The organism is Nioella sp., from assembly GCF_964229645.1.
GTDB lineage: Bacteria > Pseudomonadota > Alphaproteobacteria > Rhodobacterales > Rhodobacteraceae > Nioella.
Genome location: NZ_CAXREX010000103.1, coordinates 15,897 through 40,193 on the forward strand (window position 1 = coordinate 15,897; position 24,297 = coordinate 40,193).

General features: G+C 66.6%; 25 protein-coding genes. 13 read left to right on the forward strand and 12 right to left on the reverse strand.

Annotated elements, in window-relative coordinates; genetic code table 11:
* The first annotated feature begins 12 nt into the window (after positions 1-12).
* Positions 13-1,176 carry a ribonuclease D gene (gene rnd / locus ACEQXV_RS07080; protein ID WP_370268491.1) on the forward strand — a complete coding sequence of 388 codons (1,164 nt, stop codon included), beginning with the start codon at positions 13-15 and terminating at the stop codon, positions 1,174-1,176.
* Between the two features lie 33 nt (positions 1,177-1,209).
* Here rnd and ACEQXV_RS07085 read toward each other — a convergent pair whose 3' ends face one another.
* Positions 1,210-1,665, reverse strand: a complete 456-nt coding sequence (locus tag ACEQXV_RS07085; RefSeq protein WP_370268492.1) for a hypothetical protein — start codon at positions 1,663-1,665, stop codon at positions 1,210-1,212.
* Between the two features lie 120 nt (positions 1,666-1,785).
* On the opposite strand from ACEQXV_RS07085, the gene ACEQXV_RS07090 reads away from it, so the two are divergent.
* Positions 1,786-2,220 carry a SufE family protein gene (locus ACEQXV_RS07090; protein WP_370268494.1) on the forward strand — a complete coding sequence of 145 codons (435 nt, stop codon included), beginning with the start codon at positions 1,786-1,788 and terminating at the stop codon, positions 2,218-2,220.
* 27 nt (positions 2,221-2,247) lie between these two features.
* Here the strand turns inward: ACEQXV_RS07090 and ACEQXV_RS07095 are convergent, their stop codons facing one another.
* The 5 genes from ACEQXV_RS07095 to ACEQXV_RS07115 all read right to left on the reverse strand — a co-directional run bounded on the left by ACEQXV_RS07095 (position 2,248) and on the right by ACEQXV_RS07115 (position 5,596).
* On the reverse strand, positions 2,248-2,943 hold the full coding sequence (locus tag ACEQXV_RS07095; RefSeq protein ID WP_370268495.1) for a DUF1638 domain-containing protein: 696 nt from the start codon (positions 2,941-2,943) through the stop codon (positions 2,248-2,250).
* 4 nt (positions 2,944-2,947) lie between these two features.
* A complete protein-coding gene (locus ACEQXV_RS07100; protein WP_370268496.1) occupies positions 2,948-3,109 on the reverse strand; it encodes a hypothetical protein in 162 nt (53 codons plus the stop codon).
* A gap of 37 nt (positions 3,110-3,146) precedes the next feature.
* Positions 3,147-4,028: an EamA family transporter gene (locus tag ACEQXV_RS07105; RefSeq protein WP_370254839.1), complete on the reverse strand. Its 882-nt coding sequence runs from the start codon at positions 4,026-4,028 to the stop codon at positions 3,147-3,149.
* On the reverse strand, positions 4,015-4,758 hold the full coding sequence (locus ACEQXV_RS07110; protein ID WP_370268498.1) for a metallophosphoesterase family protein: 744 nt from the start codon (positions 4,756-4,758) through the stop codon (positions 4,015-4,017). Before ACEQXV_RS07110 ends, ACEQXV_RS07105 begins: the two co-directional genes overlap by 14 nt.
* A gap of 136 nt (positions 4,759-4,894) precedes the next feature.
* Positions 4,895-5,596: a corrinoid protein gene (locus tag ACEQXV_RS07115; RefSeq protein WP_370268499.1), complete on the reverse strand. Its 702-nt coding sequence runs from the start codon at positions 5,594-5,596 to the stop codon at positions 4,895-4,897.
* 161 nt (positions 5,597-5,757) lie between these two features.
* Between ACEQXV_RS07115 and ACEQXV_RS07120 the strand changes: the two genes are divergently transcribed.
* A complete protein-coding gene (locus tag ACEQXV_RS07120) occupies positions 5,758-6,840 on the forward strand; it encodes a PA0069 family radical SAM protein (protein ID WP_370254857.1) in 1,083 nt (360 codons plus the stop codon).
* A 143-nt stretch (positions 6,841-6,983) separates the two neighbouring features.
* Here the strand turns inward: ACEQXV_RS07120 and bmt are convergent, their stop codons facing one another.
* Positions 6,984-7,997 carry a betaine--homocysteine S-methyltransferase gene (bmt, locus tag ACEQXV_RS07125; RefSeq protein WP_370268500.1) on the reverse strand — a complete coding sequence of 338 codons (1,014 nt, stop codon included), beginning with the start codon at positions 7,995-7,997 and terminating at the stop codon, positions 6,984-6,986.
* A gap of 174 nt (positions 7,998-8,171) precedes the next feature.
* On the reverse strand, positions 8,172-8,486 hold the full coding sequence (locus ACEQXV_RS07130; protein ID WP_370254846.1) for a DUF1476 domain-containing protein: 315 nt from the start codon (positions 8,484-8,486) through the stop codon (positions 8,172-8,174).
* 237 nt (positions 8,487-8,723) lie between these two features.
* On the opposite strand from ACEQXV_RS07130, the gene purC reads away from it, so the two are divergent.
* The 3 genes from purC (at position 8,724) to ACEQXV_RS07145 (ending at position 10,827) form a co-directional block, all read left to right on the forward strand.
* On the forward strand, positions 8,724-9,482 hold the full coding sequence (gene purC / locus ACEQXV_RS07135; RefSeq protein ID WP_370254848.1) for a phosphoribosylaminoimidazolesuccinocarboxamide synthase: 759 nt from the start codon (positions 8,724-8,726) through the stop codon (positions 9,480-9,482).
* Positions 9,483-9,548: 66 nt separating this feature from the next.
* Positions 9,549-9,779 carry a phosphoribosylformylglycinamidine synthase subunit PurS gene (gene purS, locus ACEQXV_RS07140; protein ID WP_370254850.1) on the forward strand — a complete coding sequence of 77 codons (231 nt, stop codon included), beginning with the start codon at positions 9,549-9,551 and terminating at the stop codon, positions 9,777-9,779.
* Between the two features lie 4 nt (positions 9,780-9,783).
* Entirely contained in the window at positions 9,784-10,827 is a 1,044-nt protein-coding gene (locus ACEQXV_RS07145) for an alcohol dehydrogenase catalytic domain-containing protein (RefSeq protein WP_370268502.1), read from the forward strand.
* A gap of 3 nt (positions 10,828-10,830) precedes the next feature.
* Here ACEQXV_RS07145 and ACEQXV_RS07150 read toward each other — a convergent pair whose 3' ends face one another.
* Positions 10,831-11,832, reverse strand: a complete 1,002-nt coding sequence (locus ACEQXV_RS07150) for a Hint domain-containing protein (RefSeq protein WP_370254853.1) — start codon at positions 11,830-11,832, stop codon at positions 10,831-10,833.
* 199 nt (positions 11,833-12,031) lie between these two features.
* Between ACEQXV_RS07150 and purQ the strand changes: the two genes are divergently transcribed.
* The 5 genes from purQ to ACEQXV_RS07175 all read left to right on the forward strand — a co-directional run bounded on the left by purQ (position 12,032) and on the right by ACEQXV_RS07175 (position 19,248).
* A complete protein-coding gene (gene purQ, locus ACEQXV_RS07155; RefSeq protein ID WP_370254856.1) occupies positions 12,032-12,700 on the forward strand; it encodes a phosphoribosylformylglycinamidine synthase subunit PurQ in 669 nt (222 codons plus the stop codon).
* A 100-nt stretch (positions 12,701-12,800) separates the two neighbouring features.
* Complete coding sequence (locus ACEQXV_RS07160) at positions 12,801-14,507, forward strand: ATP-binding protein (protein WP_370268511.1); 1,707 nt, start codon at positions 12,801-12,803, stop codon at positions 14,505-14,507.
* Between the two features lie 19 nt (positions 14,508-14,526).
* Positions 14,527-15,846 (forward strand): sigma-54-dependent transcriptional regulator, encoded by a 1,320-nt coding sequence (locus ACEQXV_RS07165; protein WP_370268503.1) that lies wholly within the window; start codon positions 14,527-14,529, stop codon positions 15,844-15,846.
* A gap of 113 nt (positions 15,847-15,959) precedes the next feature.
* Complete coding sequence (locus tag ACEQXV_RS07170) at positions 15,960-16,106, forward strand: hypothetical protein (RefSeq protein WP_370268504.1); 147 nt, start codon at positions 15,960-15,962, stop codon at positions 16,104-16,106.
* 376 nt (positions 16,107-16,482) lie between these two features.
* Complete coding sequence (locus tag ACEQXV_RS07175) at positions 16,483-19,248, forward strand: ribonuclease E/G (protein WP_370268506.1); 2,766 nt, start codon at positions 16,483-16,485, stop codon at positions 19,246-19,248.
* A gap of 78 nt (positions 19,249-19,326) precedes the next feature.
* Here the strand turns inward: ACEQXV_RS07175 and ACEQXV_RS07180 are convergent, their stop codons facing one another.
* Positions 19,327-20,085, reverse strand: coding sequence for a DsbA family protein (locus ACEQXV_RS07180; RefSeq protein ID WP_370254591.1), 759 nt, complete (start codon positions 20,083-20,085; stop codon positions 19,327-19,329).
* Between the two features lie 2 nt (positions 20,086-20,087).
* Positions 20,088-21,413, reverse strand: a complete 1,326-nt coding sequence (locus ACEQXV_RS07185; protein ID WP_370268507.1) for a M48 family metalloprotease — start codon at positions 21,411-21,413, stop codon at positions 20,088-20,090.
* A gap of 52 nt (positions 21,414-21,465) precedes the next feature.
* Here ACEQXV_RS07185 and ACEQXV_RS07190 point away from each other — a divergent pair, with 52 nt between their 5' ends.
* On the forward strand, positions 21,466-22,617 hold the full coding sequence (locus tag ACEQXV_RS07190; protein ID WP_370268509.1) for a pyridoxal phosphate-dependent aminotransferase: 1,152 nt from the start codon (positions 21,466-21,468) through the stop codon (positions 22,615-22,617).
* On the opposite strand, the gene ACEQXV_RS07195 is transcribed toward ACEQXV_RS07190, so the two are convergent.
* A complete protein-coding gene (locus ACEQXV_RS07195) occupies positions 22,595-23,539 on the reverse strand; it encodes a hypothetical protein (protein WP_370254595.1) in 945 nt (314 codons plus the stop codon). The two genes, ACEQXV_RS07190 and ACEQXV_RS07195, sit on opposite strands and share 23 nt — an antisense overlap.
* A gap of 169 nt (positions 23,540-23,708) precedes the next feature.
* Between ACEQXV_RS07195 and ACEQXV_RS07200 the strand changes: the two genes are divergently transcribed.
* Positions 23,709-24,297, forward strand: a 589-nt coding sequence (locus ACEQXV_RS07200; RefSeq protein ID WP_372525416.1) for an AMIN domain-containing protein, incomplete at its 3' end; no start/stop codon positions are given.

Consider the following 24,297-nt stretch of genomic DNA (forward strand, 5'->3'; position numbering starts at 1 on the left):
GATGGCAGTGCATTGCCCCAGACCCTGACCACGACCGAGGCGCTGGCCGCGTTCTGCGCCCGTGCCGCCCTTGAACCCTACGTCACCGTCGATACCGAGTTCCTGCGCGAGCGGACCTATTTCGCGCAGCTCTGCCTCGTGCAGATGGCGTTGCCGGGCGAGGACGAGGCAGATGCCGTTCTGATCGACCCGCTGGCCGAGGGCATGTCGCTGGAGCCGCTTTACGAACTCTTCCGCAACGAGGCGGTGGTCAAGGTCTTCCACGCCGCGCGCCAGGACCTGGAAATTTTCCACGTCGATGGCAACGTGATGCCGCGCCCGCTGTTCGACACGCAGGTCGCGGCGATGGTCTGCGGTTTCGGCGAACAGGTGGGCTACGAGACCCTGGTGCGCAAGATCGCCCGGGCGAGCCTCGACAAGTCGAGCCGTTTCACCGACTGGTCGCGCCGGCCGTTGTCGGAGGCACAGAAGAACTACGCGCTTGCCGATGTGACCCATCTGCGCCAGATCTACGAGCACCTGGCGGCCGAGCTGTCCCGCACCGGGCGCACCGCCTGGATGGAAGAAGAGCTGACCACGCTCACCGATCACGGCAACTACGTGGTCGATCCCGAAAACGCCTGGCGCCGGGTCAAGACGCGCACCAATTCCGGCAAGTTCCTTGCCGTGCTGAAGGAACTGGCCCGCTTCCGCGAGGAAACCGCGCAGAGCCGCAACATTCCGCGTAACCGGATCATGAAGGACGATGTGCTGCTGGAGCTGGCCTCGACCAAGCCACGCAGTGCGCAGGACCTGTCGAAATCGCGGCTCTTGCTGCGCGAAGCCCGCAAGGGCGACATCGCGGACGGCATTCTTGCGGCAGTGGAACGGGGGCTGGAAATGAACCCGGCCGATCACCCCAAGTTCGACAAGGCCCCCGACCGCTCGTCCCTGAACCCGGCGCTGGCGGATCTTCTGCGCGTTCTTCTCAAGGCCAAGGCCGAAGAGGCGGGCGTGGCGCAGAAGCTGATCGCGTCGAGCGCCGATCTCGACGATATCGCCTGTGGCGGGCGCGAGGGGCTGTGGGCGCATGGCTGGCGCTTCGAGGTCTTCGGCGAAGACGCGCTGCGCCTGTGCAACAGCGAGATCGCCCTTTCGGCCAAGGGCCAACGGGTGAAGATCATCAAGCTGCGCTGAGGCGCGGTCCTGCCCCCGGTTCAGACCGGGGGATCAGCTGCGGCGCACGCTGCGCCGGTTCTGGGCCGCGATCACCACGATCGAACGAATGCCAGACAGGTCCTGGCGGCTGAGCGAGGTCCCCGCAAGGATTTCGCGCGATTGCTGCGTTCCGGGGCGGGTGTTGGGGTCCAACGGCTGGTAGACGCGGAATTCGAACACCAGTTCCCCGTTGTCGCGCCCGACCTCGACAAGGTCGGCCTCCCAGTAGCCCTGGCGGGGCGGCAGGCCCACGGCCCGCACGATGGCACCGCCCGGCATCGCATCGACATTGAGGCTGACGACCTGGGTGACAAGCTGGCGGTAGTCCGGGTCGCCTGCGACCGCCGTCTCTTCCACGGCGATGCGTTCCTCGCGGTCGCCGCCGAACCAGTTGAACGGGTTTAGCCGGGTTGCGCAGCCGGTCAGGCCGAGCACAACGATAAGGGCCACGAGTATGCGAGGGGTCATCGACTGTCTCCGCCTGTCTAGTGCCCCTTGCCTAGCGCATTGGCGGCAGGTTGAAAAGCGCCTCTGGACCTTTCACGGCCTTGGCCCTAGGTGTCGGGGCAGACCGAGACGGAGAGAGTGATGGCCACCGACGCCTTCGAAGAGATTGCCGAGACCTTCGATTTCCTGGATGACTGGGAAGAGCGCTATCGTCACGTGATCGAGTTGGGCAAGGCCATGGAGCCGCTGGAAGACGCCTTCCGGGTGCCGGCGACCAAGGTCGATGGCTGCGCCAGCCAGGTCTGGATCCTGCCCGAGATCGAGGGCAAGGGACCGGGGGCGGTGTTCCGCTTTCGCGGCGACAGCGACGCGATGATCGTGCGCGGGCTCATTGCCGTGCTGCACGCGCTTTATTCGGGCCTGAACGTTGCGGATGTGCTGAAGGTGGACGCGGGCGCTGAACTGGCCCGGCTTGGGCTCAATGACCATCTCTCCTCGCAGCGCTCGAACGGGCTGCGGGCGATGGTCGAGCGTATCCGGCTTCTGGCGCAGGAGACCGCGGCACAGGCAGGGTGACGGCGCGTCGGCGCGCGTGCCTCTGCCTCACTTTTGGGCCACGGATGCCAGTTCCCGTGCCAGGTCGCCATAGCCGGTAAAGCGCCGCTCGAAGGCGAGGCCGAGCCTCTCGGCCACCGCGCGCGCCTTCTCGGTCAGGGCCGGGTCGTCGGTCTGCGCCTGGTAGACCAGCTTGGTGTAATTTCCGAAATAGATGTCGCGCAGTTCCGGATGGCGGTCGAGCCCGAGCGGTCTGGTCACGAAGGCATCGAACTGCCGGGTCAGGAAATCGGTCAGGTAGAAGGCGGTGACCTCGTCATCATGCGCGGCAAAGGCGGCATTTCCCTCGAAGAAGGAATAGCAATGCGGGCCTTGCAGCATCTCGACCCCGAGTGCCGCGCAGCGCGCCTGCAAGAGTCCCCCGGTGCCGCAATCGGCATAGACCACGAAGACGTCGTCATAGCTGTCGCGGTGCCTGGTCACCGCGGCTTCCACCGCGTCGGGGATGCGCTCGGGCGCATTGTGCAGGATCGCGGGCAGGCAGTGCAGGTCGAGGTGATCCCAACCATTGAGCCGCTTCAGCGCCACGATTTCATGGGCCAGAGCCCCGCAGGCCAGCAGCAGGATGCGGCCCCGGCCTGCCGCCGCAACGCCTGCGGTGGTCAGGGCCCCGTCCTCCAGCGCTGCGCCGGGGGCCAGGGGGGCGGGGCGGTCCGATGACCGGTCGGGGCGGGGGCGGCGCATCGGCTCAGCCCCGGCGCGCGAGGACGAGCCGCGCCAGTAGCGCGAGACCGGCCAGGGCGGGCAGGGCCCCGGCCAACTGGCCCGGGCCGCCCGCGACAAGTGACGCGACCAGGACCGTCAGGCCACCGGCGGTCAGAACAAGGGCGATGAGAAGGGCAAAGCGCATATCCATGCCGCCAATATAGGCAGCGCGCGCGCGCAGGCTAGGGGCGCGGGCGACCTGCGGTGGCCTGCCCGCGACGGGCGGGCATCTGGATCAGCGCAAGCCCTGCAAGGATCACCGCCCCGCCGAGCCAGTCCATCGCGCCGGGCCGTTCGCCCAGCACGAGGCCGGAAACCGTCAGGCCCACCACCGGAATGAGCAGCGCGAAAGGTGTGACCGCCGCTGCCGGGTGCCGCGACAGAAGCAGCCCCCAAAGCGAGTAGCCCAGGACCGTCGAGGCGAACGCCACATAGGCCACCGAAAGCCAGCCGCGCGGGCTGAGTCCCGCCAGAAGCGCAAAGGGCGCGGGATCCTCCAGCGCCATCGACAGCGCCAGCATCGGCACCGGGGGCACGAGGCTTGCCCAGATGAACAGCGCCAGCATGTTCACCGCGCCCACGCGGCGCAGCACCAGGTTGCCCAGGGCCCAACTGAGGGCGGCCAGGAAGATCAGCCAAAGCCCCGCGAGGGTCACGTTGCCCCCGGCCGACAGGGCGAAGACGCCGACCCCAAGCAGGGCCACCGCCAGCCCGGCGACCTGGCCCGCCCGCAGCCGTTCTCCGAAGACCAGGAAGGCCAGCAGGATCGTCAGCGGCGCCTGCATCTGGATGAGGAGCGACCCGAGCCCGGCTGTGGCATCTGCGCGCAGGGCGGAAAAGAGAAAGGCGAACTGGCCCATGTTGATGAGCGCCCCGACGGCGAGGATCTTCCACCAGGCCAGCGCGGGGCGCTTCAGCACCGCCAGCAGCGGCAACAGGATCGCGAAGCGGAGCCCGACAAAGAGAAGCGGGGGCAGTTCCTCCAGCGCCAGTTTCATGGCGGTGAAATTGCTGCCCCAGGCCAGCACCACCAGGCCGATCAGCACCAGGTCACGCGGCGGCATGGGGGGAAATCTCCTGCCGGCCCGACGGGGTCAGCAGGAAGGCGCGCCGTCCCTCGATGACCACGGTGGACAGGGGCCCGCCATAGGCTGCCCCGGTGTCGATCGCCAGCCGATTGCCGTGGTGTTCCACCCGGTCGACCGGGGTATGGCCATGCACCACGAGCGGGCCATGATCGCGGCTGTCGAGCAGGAACTCGTCGCGGATCCAGTAGAGGTCGGAGGGATCCTGGCGATCGAGCGGCACGCCGGGGCGAATGCCGGCATGCACGAAGAGGCAGTCCCCGAAGGCGCAGGACAGGGGCAGGGTGGCCAGGAAATCGCGTTCCGCCGCGCTGACCGCCGCCCGGGCCTGCCGGTGAAGCTGGTCTTCGGGCAGGTCGGGGTCCACGCCCCAGGAGGCCAGCGCCTGCCGGCCGCCGATGCGGGAGTGAAGATAGTCGAACTGGGGCCGCAGGCGCGGATCTCGGGCGGGGCTGTCGCCCAGGAAGAGGGCCAGCATGTTGTCATGATTGCCGCGCAGCACCGTCAGGCGCGGATCGCGGGCGGTTTCCGACATCAGGAAGCGCACCACGCCCCGGCTGTCGGGGCCGCGATCCACCAGGTCGCCGATCTGCACCACCGGCGCCGACGGATCGCCCGTTGCCCTGCGGTCAGCCGTGATGCGCGCCAGCGCCTCGTGCAACTGGTCGAGATGTCCGTGAACGTCCCCGATGGCATAAACCCGTGTCATGGCGCGAGATGACCCGAGCGGACGGGGAAAGGCAAGGCTTGGCCCCCTGGCTTTTGCCGCAGATCGGACCGGCGAAAAGAAAACCGCCCGGAGCGCGACGGCGCCGGGCGGTTCCCCGTGTCAGATTGCGCTGGCCTCAGCCGGCAGCGGCCTGGTTGTGCTTGCGCGCAACGAATTTCTTGGCCGTTTCCACCGCCACGGCGGCATCGCGGCAATAGGCGTCGGCGCCGATGGCCTTGCCGAATTCGTCGTTGAGCGGCGCACCGCCCACCAGCACAATGTAATCTTCGCGGATGCCCTTTTCGACCATCGTGTCGATCACGACCTTCATGTAGGGCATGGTGGTGGTCAGAAGGGCCGACATGCCCAGGATGTCTGGCTGTTCGGTTTCCAGCGCTTCGAGATAGCTTTCCACGGCATTGTTGATGCCGAGATCCACCACTTCGAAACCCGCGCCTTCCATCATCATCGACACGAGGTTCTTGCCGATGTCGTGGATGTCGCCCTTGACGGTCCCGATCACCATCTTGCCCACGCGGGGCGCGCCGGTTTCGGCCAGCAGCGGCTTGAGGATGGCCATGCCGCCCTTCATCGCGTTGGCGGCCAGCAGCACTTCGGGAACGAAGAGGATCCCGTCGCGGAAGTCCTGGCCCACGATGGTCATGCCGCCCACGAGCGCCTCGGTCAGGACGCGATAGGGGGCCCAGTCGCGTTCCAGAAGGATGTTCACGCCTTCCTCGATCTCTTCCTTGAGACCGTCGTAAAGGTCGTCGAACATCTGCTGGACAAGCTCTTCATCGTCGAGCTCGGACAGGATGATTTCTTCTTCGTCGGACATTGGTAGTGGCTCCCTGACCGCAGAGGGGTTTCGGTGATTTAGGTGACTTTTGCGCAGACCGCGCGAATCTGACGCGCTGAATTGCGACACGCGTGACGCCGTGACCGACCTAGGCGCAGGTCGGGCTTGGCAATGTTCCGTTTTTGTTCCATCCTGCCGTGATGGAGTTCAAGGACAGTCTCGACAAGGCGCGCCGACCGGGGCGCGGGGCAGGGTTCAATCCGGCCAACCGCTTCGAACGGCACGACAGGGTGCAGGAGGCGGATGGCTGGCCGTGCGAAGAGGCGCTGCCGCCGCTGCGCACCGAGGTCAGCGACGAGCGCCCGCGCAGCGTGATCACGCGCAATCGCTCGCCCGACCTTGGCTTCGACCGTTCGATCAACCCCTACCGGGGCTGTGAACATGGCTGCATCTACTGCTTCGCGCGTCCCAGCCATGCCTATCTGGGGCTGTCGCCGGGGCTCGATTTCGAAACGCGGCTGATCGCCCGGCCCGATGCGCCGCAGGTGCTGGCGCGAGAGCTGTCGCGCCGGGGCTACCGGCCCGCGCCGATCGCGATCGGCACCAATACCGACCCTTACCAGCCGATCGAGCGGGACCGGCAGATCATGCGCGGCGTGCTGGAGGTGCTGCGCGATTTTCGCCACCCGGTCGGGATCGTGACCAAGGGGACGCTGGTGGAGCGCGATATCGACATCCTGGCCGAAATGGCGGGCGAGGGCCTGGCCAAGGTGGGCGTGTCGGTCACGACGCTGGATGCAGGGCTTGCCCGCGCGATGGAGCCGCGCGTGCCCACGCCTGCGCGCAGACTGAGGATGATCGAGCGGCTGGCCGCGGCGGGCATCCCGGTGCGCCTGATGGTTTCGCCCATCGTGCCGGGTCTGACCGACCACGAGATCGAGCGCATTGTCGAAGCGGGTGCGGCGGCGGGGGTGCGGGCGGCCAGCATGATCACCCTGCGCCTGCCGCTGGAGGTTGCGCCGCTCTTCGGGGCATGGCTGGAGGAGCATGTGCCACTGCGCGCGGCGCGGGTGATGGCGCGGTTGCGCGAGATCCATGGCGGGCAGGATTACAGCGCCGACTGGGGCACGCGGATGACCGGGCGCGGCGTTTACGCCGAGCTCATGCAGCGCCGCTTTGCGCGGGCGCTCCGGGCCGCCGGGCTGAGCCGGGACCTGCCGCCGCTGCGATGCGATCTCTTTGCCGTGCCGCCGCGCCCGGGCGACCAGCTGAGCCTGTTCTGAGAGGGCGGGAGCGAGGGGCCAGCCCCTCGCGCTCCCCGGGGTATTTTTGCAAAGAAGAAGGGAAATTTTAGTCAAATTGCAGAGGGATGAGGGGTGGCAGCGCCCAGGGTCGCCGGAGCCTTGGTCGGGCGCTGCCATCGATATCAGCCGCGGGTGCGGCGGCGCGTGCGGCGCGGGGCCGGAGCACCTTCGCCGGTGCCGTCGCTGTCAGAGGAGAAGCCGCCGATCTGGGCCGCGATCTCTTCGAGCGTGGGCGCGGGACCCGGCGGGGTTTCCTCAAGCGCCTTTTTCATGGCGGCGAGGTGCACGGTCTGGGTGCCGCAGCAGCCGCCGATGATGCGTGCCCCCGCGTCGCGCGCCATGACCGCGTAGCGCGCCATCAGTTCGGGCGTGCCGTCATAGTGGATATGACCATCGACATATTTGGGAATGCCCGCATTGCCCTTGGCGATGAAGGGGATCTCGGTTCCCGAGGCGCGGAAGCCCAGAACCGTGCGCAGAAGGTCGGACGCGCCGACGCCGCAATTGGCGCCGAAGGCCACCGGGGCGGGGTCGAGCCGGTCGGCCAGTGCGGCGAGATCGGCGGAAGTAAAGCCCATCATGGTGCGTCCGGCGGTGTCGAAGCTCATGGTGCCGCACCAGGGCATGCCGGCCAGATTGGCCGCCTCGGCGGCGGCCTTGAAGTCCTCGGCGGCCGAAATCGTCTCGACCCAGAGCACATCGGCCCCGCCGGCCTTCAAGCCCTCGGCCTGTTCATGGAACATCTCGACGGCGCTGGCATGGGTCAGGCTGCCCATCGGTTCCATGATCTCGCCGGTCGGCCCCATGGAGCCGGCCACCACCACAGGGCGGCCTGCCTTGTCGGCCACATCCCGCCCGATCTCGGCGGCAAGTTTCGACAGCTCGAAGGCACGGTCCTGCGCGTCGTGCAGTTTCAACCGGGCACGGGTGCCACCGAAGGAGTTGGTCAGGAAGATATCGGAGCCCGCATCGACCGCGCCCTGGTAGAGCTTGGCGATCCGGTCGGGGTGGTCGGCATTCCACAGCTCCGGCGCATCGCCAGAGGACAGCCCCATGTTGAACAGCGTTGTGCCGGTGGCGCCATCGGCCATCAGCCAGTCACGTTCGGACAGGAGCTTGGACAGGAGGTTGGTCATCGGGTGGTCTTTCGATTGTGCACGGGGGACCTTGTGGCCCTGCGGGCTGAATGAGGCAACTGCATAATCCGCATGAAGATCATGAGCCGCGTTTGAATAGGAGCGGGAATGGAAAGGGGGCCGCCCGGCACGATCGCGGACAGCCCCCCAAAGTTCCGTGTCCCGGTCGTGTGGTCAGGCTTCCTTGACCAGCTGTTCCTTGGCCACGACCAGAAGTTCGGCCATCTTGGCGCGGATTTCGTCGGCGGTGGCCTTTCCGTCCAGGTCGGCGGCAACCTTGCGCACCACGTCCTCGTGGCCGGCTTCCTCGAAATCGGACTTCACCACTTCGATGGCGTAGGCATCGGCATCGGCGCCGGTCTTGCCCAGGATCTCGGCCGCCCAGAGACCCACCAGCTTGTTGCGGCGGGCTTCGGCGCGGAACACCATCTCGGCGTCATGGGCGAATTTGGCTTCGAAGGCGTGTTCGCGATCGTCGAAGGTGGTCATCTTGTGCTCTCCTGACTCGGATAGGTCTGTTGCCTTTCAAATAGGCCCCCGAGGGGGCGGGGCACAAGGGCAGAATCTGCCGCATGCAGGGGCCGGGGCCTGCCAATGCACGCGATCCGGCACTCTGCGCCCAATTGACCGGGGGGCGGTTGCCGCCGCTTCCCTTTCCCGCGCCGTGGGCGTATACGCCCCCAAACGGCGCCCGGGCGCCCGATCACGGATTCGGAGACATCACCCATGGCACGGCGCAAGAAGATCTACGAAGGCAAGGCCAAGATCCTGTACGAAGGCCCCGAGCCGGGGACGCTGGTGCAGTATTTCAAGGACGATGCCACCGCCTTCAACGCCGAGAAGAAGGCCACGATCGAAGGCAAGGGCGTTCTGAACAACCGCCTGTCGGAATTCTTCATGAACGGGCTCAATGCCATTGGCGTGCCCACCCATTTCATCCGCCGCATCAACATGCGCGAGCAGCTGATCCGCGCCGTGGAGATCGTGCCGCTGGAAGTGATCGTGCGCAACTATGCCGCCGGGTCGATGGCCAAGCGGCTCGGGCTGGAAGAGGGCACGCAACTGCCGCGCCCCATCGTTGAATTCTCCTACAAGAACGACGACCTGGGCGACCCGCTGGTGCCCGAGGAATATATCATCGCCTTCGGATGGGCCTCGCAGCAGGACCTCGATGACATCGTGGCGCTGGCGCTGCGCGTCAATGACTTCCTGTCGGGCGTGATGATGGGCGTCGGCATCCGGCTGGTGGATTTCAAGATCGAGATCGGCCGGATCTGGGACGGTGATTACATGCGGCTGATCGTGGCCGATGAGATCAGCCCCGACAGCTGCCGCCTTTGGGATATCGAGACCGGCCAGAAGCTGGACAAGGACGTTTTCCGACGCGACCTGGGCAGCCTGACCGATGCCTATTCCGAGGTGGCCCGCCGCCTGGGGCTCATGCCGGCGCAGCCGGGGCCGTCCAAGCCCACGCTGATCAACTGAACCACCGGTCCCGGCCGCGCTGGCCGGGGCGGGAACCGCACAACGACCGAGACGAAGAGGGCTGACATGCGCGCCACCGTGACCGTGATGCTGAAACAGGGCGTTCTGGACCCGCAGGGCGAGGCCGTGCGCCACGCGCTTGGGGCACTGGGCTTCGACGGGGTCGAGGGCGTGCGCCAGGGCAAGGTGATCGAGCTGGACCTGGCCGATGGCACCAGCGAGGAAACGGTCAGGGCCATGTGCGAGAAGCTGCTCGCCAACACGGTGATCGAGAGCTACTCGATCTCGATGGGCTAAACCGATGAAGGCCGCGCTGCTGGTTCAGCCCCGCACGGCCTTGCAGATCACCGATCTGCCCGATCCCGATTGCCCGGCCGATGGCGTGGTGCTCGACGTGCTGGCCTGCGGCGTGTGCCGGTCGGACTGGCACCTGTGGGGCGGCAACGAACCCGATGTGCCATTGCCGCAGATCCCGGGCCATGAATATTGCGGCGTCGTGCGCGAGGTGGGCCGGGACGTCACCCAGTGGCGCGTGGGCGACCGGGTAATCGCGCCGTTCATCCTGGCCTGTGGCACCTGCCCGGACTGCCGGGCCGGACACCAGACCATCTGTTCCACCCAGATCATTCCGGGCTTCACCGCGCCGGGGGCTTTCGCCGAGCGCGTGGCGGTGGCACGGGCCGATGCCAACCTGGCCCGTCTGCCAGAGGGGATGGACCCGGCGCTGGCGGCGGCGCTTGGCTGTCGCGTGACGACGGCCTGGCACGCGCTGACGGGACGCGCGGCCCTGCGCGGGGGCGAGTGGCTGGCAATCTGGGGGGCTGGCGGGATTGGCCTTGCCGCGGCCCTCATCGGCAAGGCGCTTGGCGCGCGGGTGGTCGTGGCCGACGTGGTGCAGGAAAAGCTCGATTTCGCGCTGTCGCTTGGCGTTGATGCCGCCGTGAACGCAGCGGGCGCGGATCCCGTGGGCGCGATCCGGGACATCACCGGGGGCGGGGCGGACCTGGCGGTCGAGGCGCTCGGCTTCGAGGTGACGACCGTCAACGCCATGAAATCGCTTCGGAAACTGGGCCGGATGGTGCAGGTTGGCATGCCCGCAGGCGAGCATGTGACCATGTCGCTGCCCTGGGATGTTGTCTATTCCGGCCAACTGGCCATCTACGGCACGCGGGGCATGCCTTCCTGGCGCTATCCGTCGCTTCTGTCGCTGATCGAGAGCGGCGCGCTGGACCTGTCGCCGATGATCGCGCGGCGGGTGTCGCTGTCCGAGGCCAGTGTCGAACTGGCCGCTTTCGACGGGCCGACGCCGCCGGGCGTGGCCGTCATCACCGATTTCACCCGCTAGGGCCTATCCCGCAATCTGCAGAACGGCGGCCTGGCGACGGTTGAGGCTGTCGGCGGCATCGGTCATGCGTGCTGCGTCGGGGTCGCAAAGCTCTGGGAAGAGCTGCATCAGTTCGGCCCGCGTGGCCTCGTCCAATCCTTCGACAGCATGCCCGCCCGGCAGGAAGCTTTCGCTTGGCAGGCCGTTGGCCAGCAGGATGTCGTGGCTGTCCAGAAGCACGTGGTAATAGGTGACCTCGTCGCAGCGGTGATCCACGTGGATGCGGTCGCCCACGAGATGCCCGATGGGCACCAGGATGCGATCGGTGCCGAAATTGAGTTCCACCTCCCAGCCTTCGACCAGCACCCGGTGCTGGCGCGACAGGCGCAGATCGCTATGGGGGCTGTCAGGGCCGAAGCTGTGGGCGGGCACCACGATGGGACGCAGGTTGGGATAAAGCGCCAGTTCCGAGCCGCTGACATGGCGCGACCCGATCCAGCGGATCGGCGCGTCGCGACCATCTGCAAGGCGCACATATTCGCCTTCGGCCAGGGCCTCGACGGGGCGTTCCCCAAGCGGCGTCGCAATCATCGCCCCGGCGGCAAAGCACAAAAGGATGGGTCCGGTGGTGCTGAGGGCGTCGATGGGAATGGCCCCGTTGGGCATGTTGTCCATCACCTCGAACGTGCCCGAGCCATCGGTCAGGAAGTAGTAGCGCTGCCCGGTTTCGACCGTGATGACCACCACCTCGGCCCCGCGCACATCGGTTCCCGCGACATCGCTAAGCGCAGTGCTGTAGGGCATGTAGCCCGAGAAATCGACAGTGAAACTATAGGTCACATTGTCGATAATGACTTGAGTATCAAGGTCTTCGCCGCCGTCGTTATAGTCCAGCTCCAGATTGCCCGACGTGCCCGAGGTGAAGGTCAGCTCGGTCGTGGGCGTCTTGTTGGTGTTCTCGGAATTGATCGAGGCGTTGTTCGCACTCGAACTGTCGCCGCGCGCCCAGAGAGAAAGCTCTGCCATGATCCATGCCTGCTCGTCGCCCGCGTTCCTGCGGGTCGTGAAGATTTGTTAACAAAGGTTAACAGATCACTTTCGAGAAAACGAGAAACTATTTGCCAAGCCGATCACCGGGCGGCGCGGCGAAGAGCCTCTTTCCGCCCTTTTGCTTTTGCGTTAAGGGGCAGGCGACAGCCCGAAAGCCCCAAGGAAAGGTGTCCCCATGAAAGCCGCCGTCATCGTCTTCCCCGGCTCCAACTGCGACCGCGACCTGGCCGTCGCCTTCCGCAAGGCCGGCTTCTCGGTGGACATGGTCTGGCACAAGGACCAGGGCCTGCCCGATGGCGTCGATATCGTCGGTATTCCCGGTGGCTTCTCTTTCGGCGACTACCTGCGCTGTGGCGCGATCGCCGGCCAGTCGCCGGTGATGAAGGCGGTGGCGGCGCATGTGAACCGGGGTGGCTATGCGCTCGGGATCTGCAACGGCTTCCAGGTGCTGTGCGAAACCGGGCTGCTGCCCGGCGCGCTGATGCGCAATGCGGGGCTCAAGTTCATCTGCCGCATGCAGACCCTGCGGGTCGAGACCGCTGACAGCGTCTTCACCCAGGGCTATGCCAAGGGCCAGGAGATCGGCATTCCGCTGGCCCATCATGACGGCAATTACGTGATCGACGCCGAAGGGCTGGCCGCGCTGACCGACCAGGATCGCGTGGCCTTCCGCTACGTGGGCAATCCCAATGGCTCGGTCCAGGACATCGCGGGCGTCCTGTCCGAGAACCGCCGCGTGCTTGGCATGATGCCCCATCCCGAGCGGGTGATCGACGCCGAGCATGGCGGCACCGATGGCTGGGCCATGTTCACCGGGCTGAGCCAGGCATTGGTCGCCGCCTGACAGGCTTGAGCGGCGCCCTCCAAGCCCTTAGATTTACAGCATGAAGAGCTCTTCCCGCTCCGAGGTGGCCCTGAGGGGACCGGCCGGACGCCGCGCATGGATGATGCGCGGCCTTCTGGTGTTGTTCCTCATCGTGGCGGGCGGCGTGGTCTGGGTGTCGAACATCTGGCTGACGGATCGCTTCACCGAAACCACCCGCAACCGGGCCGAACTGCGCCTGGCGCTCTATTCGGGTTCCATCATCTCGGAGCTTCAGCGCAATTCGGTCGTGCCGCTTTTGCTGTCGCGCGACCCAACCCTGGTGCGTGCGCTGTCGGTCGCGGATTTCTCGACCACCTCGCAGCGGCTGATTTCCTATCGCGAGGAGATCGGTGCCGCGTCGATTGTTCTGCTCAACCGCGACGGGCGTGTGGTGGCGGCGACCGACCGCCACGAGATTGGCGAGCTTTACCGCAATCAGCCTTTTTTCGTTGATGCCCTGCGCACCAATGATACGGTTTTCAACGCCACGGAACTCGACACCGGCGCGTTCGATTTCACTTTCTCGCGGCGCATTGACGACGACCAGCTGCTGCTTGGCGTGATCCTCGTGCGGGTGGACCTGGGGCGGCTGGCCGACCGTTGGCGCGGCACGTCGGAGGCGGTTTTCGTGGCCAGTTCGGAGGGCCGGATCATCCTGTCGACCGAACCGCGCTGGCGCGGGCGCAGCGAGGAAGAGGCCATCGCGCTGGAGCCGCCCGACAGCGCCATCGAACGCGCCATCGAGGCGGCGGGGGACTGGGCCTTTGCCAATCCGGGGCCCTATTTCAGCGGTGACTCCACCCTCAGGCTGGAATCGCGCATTCCGTTCCGAGGCTGGATGCTGGTGTCCTACACCGCCTATGGCTCGGTGCGCGAACGGGTGAACGGTGTGCTGGCGCTGGAGATCATGGGATTCGCTCTCTTCCTGGCGGCGGCCTTCTACCTGCTCAGCCGACGTGCCCGGCTTCAATCGGTGGTGCTGCAACGCGAGTCGGCGGAGCTTCGCCGGTTGAATGATCGCCTGCAGCGGGAAATCGCCGAGCGTCAGAAGGTCGAACGCAACCTCGAAGAGGCCGAGCAGAGCCTTGCGCAAAGCTCCAAGCTTGCGGCCCTGGGCGAGATGTCGGCGGCCGTCAGCCACGAGCTGAACCAGCCGCTTGCCGCGATGAAGACCTACCTGGCGGGGGCCAAGCTGCTGCTGCAACGCCGCCGGACCGAAGAGGCGCTGTCCTCTTTCCAGCGGATCGACGACCTGATCGAGCGCATGGGCGCGATCACGCGGCAGCTGAAATCCTATGCCAGGAAGGGCGGAGAGGCCTTTCAGCTGGTCGATATGCGCGACGCGCTGGCCTCGGCCCTGACCATGATGGAACCGCAGCTGCGCCAGATGACCGTCGAGATCACCCAGAGCCTGCCGCGTGAGCCGGTGATGGTGATGGCCGACCGGCTGCGGCTGGAACAGGTGATCATCAACCTGCTCAGGAACGCGCTCGACGCGATGAAGGGCGAAGAGCGGCGCGAGCTGGACCTGATCGTTGCCGAGGGCGACGAGGTGGTGCTGACCGTGCGCGACAACGGGCGGGGCATTGACGATCTCGACGCTTTGTTCGAGCCATTCTACACGACAAAGAAACCCGGCGACGGGGTGGGCCTTGGGCTCGCCATTTCGTCCGGCATCGTCAAGGACCTGGGCGGGCGGCTGACCGCGCGCAATTCCAGCCGGGGCGGGGCCGTGTTCGAGGTGCGCCTGCCCAAGCCCGACCAGGGCAGCGCCGCCGCCGAGTAATGGATTGAGGATTTGAGAGATGCGGATTGCGATCGTTGACGACGAACAGGACATGCGCCAGTCGATCAGCCAGTGGCTGGCGCTGTCGGGGTTCCAGACGGAAACCTATGCCAGCGCCGAAGAGGCGCTGAAGTCGATCGGGCCGGATTTCCCCGGCGTCGTGGTGTCCGACATCAAGATGCCGGGCATGGATGGCATGGCCTTTCTCAAGCGCCTGATGGGCATGGACAGCAGCCTGCCGGTGATCATGATCACCGGCCATGGCGACGTGCCGATGGCGGTCGAGGCGATGCGGATCGGGGCTTATGACTTCATTGAAAAGCCCTTCAACCCGGACCGGATGACGGAACTGGCCAAGCGGGCGGGCCAGACCCGGCGGCTGACGCTGGACAACCGCGCCCTGCGGCGCGAGCTCAGCGATGGCACGGTGCTGATGCGCAAGCTGATCGGCTCGTCACCGGTGATGGAGCGCCTGCGCGAGGATATTCTCGATCTCGGCCAGGCGGACGGGCATGTGCTGATTACCGGCGAGACCGGGACCGGCAAGACGCTGGTGGCCCATGCGCTGCACGCCGTGGGCCCGCGCGCGGGCAAGCCGCTCGTCTCGGTCGCCTGCGCGGCACATGACGAAACGACGCTTGGCGCGATGCTCTTTGGCCCCGTGGGCGAGGGGCAGGACCTGCCGCTGGTCGAGCAGGCGCGCGGCGGTTCTCTGCTGCTGGAAGGGGTCGAGGCGCTGGCCCAGCCCCTGCAGGCGCGGCTTCTGAAAACCATCGAGGACATGGGCACGCCCGCCGAAACGCGGATCGTGGCGATCTGCAACGCCTCGGACCCGGAGACCGGCTGCGAACAGGCGCTGCGCCCTGACCTTTTCTACAGGCTGGCCGCCATGCGCATCGACCTGCCGCCGCTGCGCGCGCGTGGCGAGGATATCCTGACGCTGTTCAACCGGTTCGGAGAACAATTCGCCGAGGAATACGGCACCGACGCGCCGCAGGTGACGGCACAGGAGGCCGCGCAGCTGCTACAGGCGCCCTGGCCCGGCAACGTACGCCCGCTGATCAACATCGCCGAGCGCGCGATCCTGCAACAGCGGCGCGGTTCGGGCTCTATCGCCTCGCTCCTGATGAGCGATGGCGACGAGGTGACCACGCAGGCCATGGGCGAGGGCAAGCCTCTCAAGGAATACGTGGAGGCTTTCGAGCGGATGCTGATCGACAACACCATGCGCCGCCATCGCGGATCTATCGCCAGCGTGATGGAGGAGCTGTGCCTGCCGCGCCGGACTCTCAACGAGAAGATGGCCAAATACGGGCTGAGCCGGTCCGACTATCTGTGAAGGCTCCGCCGACGGTGTCGGCGGACCCGGGGAGCGCCGGTCTCGACCGCCCCCCGAAACGGGGGGCAGCCTCGTCCGGCGCTTGGGCGCGCGTGGCCCGGGCAGGGGCTGACATGGCCGGTGCGATGCTGGCCGGGGCGGGAGCCTCCGGCGGGGATATTTTTAAGAACAATGAAGGGGAAGAGGTGTTTGTCCGGGCGGGGCGGCACCCGCCGGGCCAGCGGATTTTGCAACCGCCGGGTGACGAATTGCCATTGTAATCCCCCGTGAAGTGCCCTTAATGTCACAACTGCGGGTCCGTGAGTTTTCTGGGCCTTGCGAACAGTTTCTCTGACCGACTTCCGGCGCGCGATTTCATGGCGGCGCGGATTTCGGAAAGGTCACCGGAGCCGACGCGGCTCCTCCACATGAATTGCCCGGGTTTCGGGCTGAAGAACGGGTGGCAGGCCTGTCAGGGCCTTGCCATCGGAGACAAACCGCGATGCAACGCGAGCGCAGATCAGAGGGGCGGCACGGCAGGACGATCGGTCTTGCCCCGTCCGGATGCGCCGCCCACGTCGCCCTTTCAGGACAACACGGCTTCATCGACGGCGCCCCCCCGGGGATAGTCGGCGCGAGGTCGTTTGCTAGGATCACATGGCAAAGAAGATGCTCATCGACGCCACGCACGCGGAGGAAACCCGCGTTGTCGTGGCCGACGGAAACAAGGTCGAGGAATTCGATTTCGAGTCGCTGAACAAGCGGCAACTTGCAGGAAACATATATCTGGCGAAGGTCACGCGGGTCGAACCCTCGCTGCAGGCGGCCTTCGTGGACTATGGCGGAAACCGCCATGGCTTCCTGGCCTTTTCGGAAATCCACCCCGATTACTACCAGATCCCGACGGCGGACCGCGAGGCGCTGCTGGCCGAGGAGCAGGAATATGCGCGCGCCCAGGCCGAGGCCGAGGCGGATGCCGAGAACAAGCCCAAGCGGTCGCGCCGTCGCCGCCGCAAACCGTCGAATGGGGGCGAAACCCAGGCCGCCGACAGCCGCTCGGACGCGGTCACCAAGGGCGATGTGGAGCGCAGCGGTCCCTCTGGCATGGATGTGGTCGATCTCGACGAGGAGGATGATGCCTCGACCCTGGTGGGCGAGACCGGCACGGCCGAACCCGTCGCGGACGAACCGGCGGAGCCGGTGGCCGAGGCAGACCCGGCCGAAGCGGACACCCCCGCTGCACAGGCTGAAGACGAGGTCCACGAGGCCGCAGCCGAAGCGGGTGCCGACGACGCAGAGCAGGAAGATGACAGCGGCGAAGACGCCGCCGAAGACACCGAGGCTGACGGCGACGACGAGGACGAGGGCGACACGCCCAAGCCTGACGCTGCCGATGTCGACCCCGATATCTCGACCGTCTCCGATGACGACGACCAGGAAGACATCCGGCCCGTGCGCAAGCCGCGCCCGCGCCGCTACAAGATCCAGGAAGTGGTCAAGGTGCGCCAGATCATGCTGGTGCAGGTCGTCAAGGAAGAGCGTGGCAACAAGGGTGCGGCGCTGACCACCTATCTGTCGCTGGCGGGTCGCTACTGCGTTCTGATGCCCAACACCGCGCGTGGCGGCGGGATCAGCCGCAAGATCACCAATGCGGTCGATCGCAAGAAGCTCAAGGAAATCGCCGTGTCGCTTGACGTGCCGCAGGGCGCGGGGCTGATCGTGCGGACCGCAGGCGCCAAGCGCACCAAGTCCGAGATCAAGCGCGACTACGAATACCTGCAGCGCCAGTGGGAACAGATCCGCGACCTGACGCTGAAATCGGTCGCGCCTGCGCCGATCTACCAGGAAGGCGACCTGATCCACCGTTCGATCCGCGACCTCTACAATCGCGATATCGACGAGGTGCTGGTCGAGGGCGACCTGGGCTACCGGCATGCCAAGGACTTCATGAAAATGATCATGCCGTCCCATGCCAAGAACGTGAAGCATTACACCGATCCGATGCCGCTCTTCGCGCGCTACCAGGTCGAAGGCTACCTTGCCGACATGTTTAACCCGGTGGTGCAGCTCAAGTCGGGCGGCTACATCGTGATTGGCGTGACCGAGGCGCTGGTGGCGATCGACGTGAACTCGGGCCGGGCCACCAAGGAAGGCTCGATCGAGGAAACCGCGCTCAAGACCAACCTGGAAGCGGCCGAGGAAGTGGCCCGCCAACTGCGCCTGCGCGACCTTGCGGGCCTCATCGTGATCGACTTCATCGACATGGACGAGCGGCGTAACAACGCCTCGGTCGACAAGCGCCTCAAGGACAAGCTCAAGACCGACCGGGCGCGTATCCAGGTGGGACGCATCTCGGGCTTCGGCCTTCTGGAGATGAGCCGCCAGCGTCTGCGTCCGGGCATGCTGGAGGCCACGACTCAGCCCTGTCATGCCTGCCACGGCACCGGGCTGGTGCGCTCGGATGACAGCCTGGCGCTGTCGATCCTGCGCCAGCTGGAAGAAGAGGGCACCCGCCGCCGCAGCCGCGAAGTGCTGGTGACCGCGCCCGTGGGCATCGTCAACTTCATCATGAACGTCAAGCGTGAGTACCTGGCCGAGATCGAGGCGCGCTATGGCATTTCGATCCGGATCGAGGCCGATCCGATGCTGGTCTCGCCCGATTACAAGGTCGAGAAATTCAAGACCGCGACCCGCCGGGTCGTGGCCGCCGCGCCCGTCATCTCGATGGACAGCGCGTTGATGGAAAGCATCGAAGAGGAAGCGGCTGCCGAGGAAGCTGCTGCCGCCGAGGCCGAGACCCCGCCGCAGGACGATCAGCCCAAGAAGAAGCGCCGTCGCCGGCGTGGGGGGCGTGGTCGTCGCAAGGGCGGTGAAAACGGGGCCGAAGGCGAGTCCGAGACCGAGGTAAATGCGGAGGAGGCCGCCGAGGAGGGGGCTGACGAGGCCGAAACCCCGGCAGAGGCAGACGCCCCTGCGGAGGCCCCCGCCGAGGCAGAGGTCGCCCCGCAAGAGGCTGCGCCCGAGCCGGAGGCCGAGGAAAAGCCCAAGCGCAAACCGCGCACCCGCCGCAAGAAGAAGGTCGAGCCCGCCGAGGACGCCCCGGTAGAGGCGGAAGCGCCTGCCGAGGCTTCGCAAGAAGACCCGGCCGAAGCAGACGCGCCTCAGCAGGAGGCTGAAGCGGCCCCGGCAGAGGTTTCTGAGGCACCGGCCGAGGTACCGGCCGAGGTGGCCGAAGAGGCCCCCGCAGATGTCGCCCCGGCCGAGCCGGAAGCGGCAGAAGCCCCGGCCGAGGAAGCGGCAGAAGCCCCGGCCGCAGAGCCCGAAGCGGAACCCGAAGCGGAACCCGAGCCGGAACTGGCCGTCGCAGAAGAGGCCCCCGCGGCAGAGCCCAAGCCCAAGAAGCGCGGCTGGTGGTCTGTCTGACACCGCCCTGACTGGAAAAGAAAAACCGCCCCGGGGTCGTCCCCGGGGCGGTTTTCGTTTCGGGTGGTGCTGACCTGCTCAGTTGGTCTGGGCGCGGATTTCAGCGGCCAGCGCGGCCATGCCCTCGTAGGGCATGTAGCCCCGCAGCATCTGGTCGTTCATCACGAAGGTGGGCGTGCCGCTGATTTGCAGGATACCCGCCAGCGCGTGGTTCGCAGCGATGACCTCGTCCACCTCGGGCGCGTTCATGCCCGCCAGGATCACGTCGGCATCCAGTTCCAGGCTTTCGGCCAGGCGGCGCAGGCTGTCCTCGGTCACGTCGGCGCGCATCTGCATCAGCGCCACGTGCAGCAGCTCGTAGGCATCGTCGCCGATATTCTGGCGCGCAGAGATCGCGAAGCGCGAGGCCATGATCGACTCGTCGCCCAGGATCGGGAATTCCTTGACGATGTAGCGGATATTGCCATCGGTCGAGATCAGGCGCTCCACGTCGGGCTGCGCCCGGCGGCAATAGCCACAGCGGTAGTCCATGAACTCCACCAGCACGATGTCGCCCTCGGGGTTGCCGCCTTCCCAGTCATGCTCGCTTTCGAACAGGGCGGCGGCATTGGCCATTACCATGGCCTGGTCCTGCATGGTTTCGGCCTGCGCCTGCCGCTGTTCCAGAACGGCGATCGCCTCCAGCAGAACCTCCGGGTTTTGCAGCAGGTAGTCGCGGATCTCGGCACGGAAGGTCGCGCGTTCGGCATCCGTCATGTCTCCGATCCCGTCGGCGGCCAGGGGAGCGGCCGTCAGGGCCGCGGCCAGCGCCAGCGAGGCGGGGGCAAATCGTTTCATTCTCATCTCCGGTTCAAGGCAGTTTCAGCAACAGATAGCACATCCTGTGCGCGGAGCCATCCCGGGCTGCCCTGGGGCAGCAGCCCCGAGGCGCGGGTGGCGTGGATACGGGCATCTTCGAAGCGCCCGATCAGCGCGTAGCGTTCGGCAGTGGCCGCCGAGGCCAGCCCGTTCTGCCCCAGGCGGGCATGGGCCAGCGCCAGGTCGCGCAGAAGGCGCGGGTTGAACGGGTCGCGGGCCCGGGCGCGGCTCAGGACCTCCAGCGCCTGGCTGTTGCTGGCGGCAGATTCCAGCGCCAGCAGGGCGCGCCCGTAGGCGGCCATGATCAGCGGCTCGCGCGGGGCCAGTTCGACCGCGCGCGCGTAAGCGGCTACGGCGTTTCCGTAGCGGCGCGCCTCGTAGAGGATCTGGCCGCGCAGCTCGTGGTAATAGGGGTCCTCGGGCCGCATCTGGATCAGGGCGTTCACCTCGGCCAGCGCGCGCTCGTCATCGGGCTGGCGCATGTAGGCGATTGCCCGGCGCATGCGCGCGATCTCGGAATTGTCGTTGCGGCCCACCCGGCGCAGCGTCCACGAGGGGGCCCTCAGAAAGGCCGTCAGCTTGCCGATCGAGCGCTGGAACCAGTACATCGTGGTGTTGTCGCTCTCGCCGCCCTCGTTTCCGGTGATCAGGGCCCGGACCGAGCGCAGCCGCTCTCGCGACAGGGGATGGGTCAGCATGTAGGGGTCCTGGCGGCTTGCAGACAGGGCCTCCTGTCCGCGGAAGATCTCCAGCACGTCCGCCATAGCGGAAGGGTCGACGCCCGCGCTGATCATGTAGCGGATCGCGGCGGTGTCGGCGCTGGCTTCTTCGGCGCGGGTATGGGCAAAGAGCACCCGCTGCGCCGAGGACATGGCCCCGGTCGCCAGCCCGATCCCCGCGCCCGCATCACCGCTGGCAATCCCGGCCGCCGCGCCAAGCAGCATCCCGATCCGCGCCACGGTGCTGGCGGTGCCCACATTGGTGGCCCGGCGGGTGAAATGGCCATTGGCGATATGGGCGGCCTCATGGGCGATGATGGCCTGCACCTCTTCGGGTCGCTCCAGCCGCATCAGCAGGCCCGAATGGATGAAGATATGGCTGTAATCGACCACGAAGGCATTGAGCGATCCGTCATCGACCACGATGATCCGCGTCGTGTTGGGCAGGCCCGCCGCCCGCAGGATGGGGGCGGCCAGTGCCTGCAATCCCCGCTCGATCTCGGCATCGCGGATGATGGACTGGGCCTGCGCCGCCACGGCGGTCAGCATGAAAAACACAAGGGCCGCAAGGCGGGCGAGAACGGACATTGACCTTCCTGTCTGTGGCTGGTTCAACCTTGGCCAGCTTAAGGAGAGGCAGATGCGATATTCAAGGCGCTCCGGGGTCGATCCCTTTATCGTGATGGACGTGATGGAGCAGGCCCGCGCCGCAGAAGAGGCCGGACGCCACATTATCCATATGGAAGTGGGCCAGCCGGGCAGCGGCGCGCCCCTCGCGGCGCGTAAGCGCCTTTCCGCCGAGATGGAGAAAGGGCCTCTCGGATACACGGTCGCGCTTGGCCGGCCCGACCTGCGCGCGGGCATCGCGGCGCTTTACGGCGAATGGTACGATGTCGATCTCGATCCGGGCCGGATCGTGCTGACGTCGGGCGCTTCGGGGGCCTTCCTGCTGGCTTTCACCGCGCTCTTCAATGCGGGCGAGAAGGTGGGCCTGGGCGAGCCGGGCTATCCCAGCTATCGCCAGATTCTGAAGGCACTGAGCCTGGAACCGGTGGGCTTCCAGACGACCGAGGCGAACCGCTTTCAGCCGGTGCCAACGGACCTGACCGACGACATGGCCGGGCTGATCGTGGCCTCGCCTGCGAACCCTTCGGGCACCATGCTGGACAAATCCGCGCTTGGCGCGCTCGTGACGGCCTGCGCAGAGCGGAACATGGCGATGATCTCGGACGAGATCTATCACGGCCTGCAATACGAGGGCCGGGCGGTGTCGGCGCTGGAACTGTCCGACGATCTCTACGTGGTCAATTCCTTCTCCAAGTATTTCTCGATGACGGGCTGGCGGCTTGGCTGGCTGGTGGTGCCCGACGATCATGTGCGCATCGTCGAGCGGCTGGCGCAGAACATGTTCATCTGCCCGCCCCATGCCGCACAGGTGGCCGCGCTTGGGGCACTCAGCCCCGAGGGCCGGGCCGAGCTCGATGCGCATCGCGATGTCTACACCGCCAACCGGCGCCTGATGCTGGAGGGGCTGGCGAAGGCAGGCTTCGACAAGGTCGCGCCCGCCGACGGGGCCTTCTACGTCTATGCGGATGTCTCCGCGCATACGGATGACTCGCTGGCCTTTTCGGCCGAGATCCTGCGCGAGGCCGGGGTTGCGGTGACGCCGGGGCTCGACTTCGACCCGGTGCGGGGGGCACCGACGCTGCGCTTTTCCTATGCGCGCAGCACCGCCGATATCGAGGAAGGGCTGGCCCGACTTCAGGCCTTCATGACTGCCCGGCGCGGCTGAGCGCGCGCGCGACCGCGGTGATGGGTGACCAACCCGGGCGGCTGAAGATCGCCGTGGTGGCGCGCCCGGTTGCGGCGTCCAGGTAGGCGCGGGCGTGATCGGCCCCGAAATCGTTGATCCAGAAGCCGATTGCCGTCAGCAGGTTGAAATGGTCGTGCAACTCGACGAGGTGATAGACGGTGCCCTTGCCCGAGGGCTCCAACCGCTCGAACATCTCGGACCGGGTCTTGCGTCCGTCAACGGTCAGGATGGCCTCGGACTGGCGGGTGTGGCGGTCTTCCTGCAGGACGCGGAAGCGGTAGCTTTGGACCTTCTTCACGATCTCGAAACTGTGCTGGCCCGGATCGGCGACCGTGTAACTGACCTTGAAGAACCCGTCTGCGCCCTCGGGCCCGCAAACGCGCCCGCCTACGGTGGTATCGGGCAGCGGGCAGAGCGCGCGACGCACGTCGTCGGGGGGCAGGTCGCTGGTCAGCCGGGTGTAATGGCGGCGCTTTCCGAAGGGCAGGGACTGGCCCGCCCAGATGAAGACCGCCATGACCAGAAGCCACAGCATGAACCAGGCCAGGAAGACCAGCAGGACCGCCAGGCGTTCGCTGATGCCGCCGCCCGTCCAGGGCGCGGCCATCAGGGCGATCTGGAAATAAGGGGTCGCCACCAGCAGCAGCGCAAAGGCGATCGAGGCCGTCAGCGCGTCGATCCAGCCTGCCGGAAAGGCAATCGCACTTCCGGTGATGATTGCGCTCCAGCAGATCATCAGCACCAGAAGGTTCGCCGGGTCGGCGAAAAAGCTGATCTGGGGCGAGACGCCAAGCGACAGGGCCGCACCGGCCATGACGATCAGAACCGAGGTCGCAATCAGCCTGCGCAGCCGGAACACCCGGTAAATCACATGTTGCAGAAGGCTCGGTTTGGGCAGCATCGCTCATAAAACCCTGTTTGGGGTGGCACAGGGTGAATCGTGCCGGGGATTTGCGGGAAGAATAAGGCAGGCTTTGACCAATTTCATGGAACTGGGCATGCCTCGGCGCTTGGGGTCGGGTAGGGGGTCTGCTAAAGTTGGCCGAACATACACTTTCGGCGGCAGACCGATGTTCCGGGCAGTCCTTGTTTTCTTGATGTTTCTGGTGGTTTCGCCGCCTGTTGCCGCGCAGGATCTGCGCGCACTGGCCCGGGTGATGGGCGAGGGATCTTTCCTGCGCGATGGTCCTGGCGGCGGGGTCGAGCTTTCGTTGGCGCTGAGCCAGGCGGTGCCCTACCGCGCCTTCGTGCTGGATGCGCCCGCCCGGCTGGTGGTCGATTTCCGCGAAGTGACCTGGACGGGCCTGCCCGAGGGCTTCGATGAAGCGTCCTCTGTCACGGACGTGGCCACGGGGCGCGGCGATGCCGGCTGGTCGCGCATGGTGCGGTCGCTTTCGGCCCCCCTTTGCATCGCGCGCGCCGAGCTGCGCACCGACGAGGTGAACGGCACTGCCCTGGTCAGCCTCTCGCTTGCGCCTGTGTCTCCAGCCGAGTTCGCCGAATCCGCGGCCCATGTGCCGCCCGGCGTGCGCCTACCGCCCGTTCCGGTGGTGGATGCGCCCGATCCGGGCCGGGACGAGGCGCTCTTGATGATCGCGCTCGATCCCGGGCATGGCGGCGTCGATCCCGGCGCGCAGCGGCGCGGGCAGGACGAGGCCG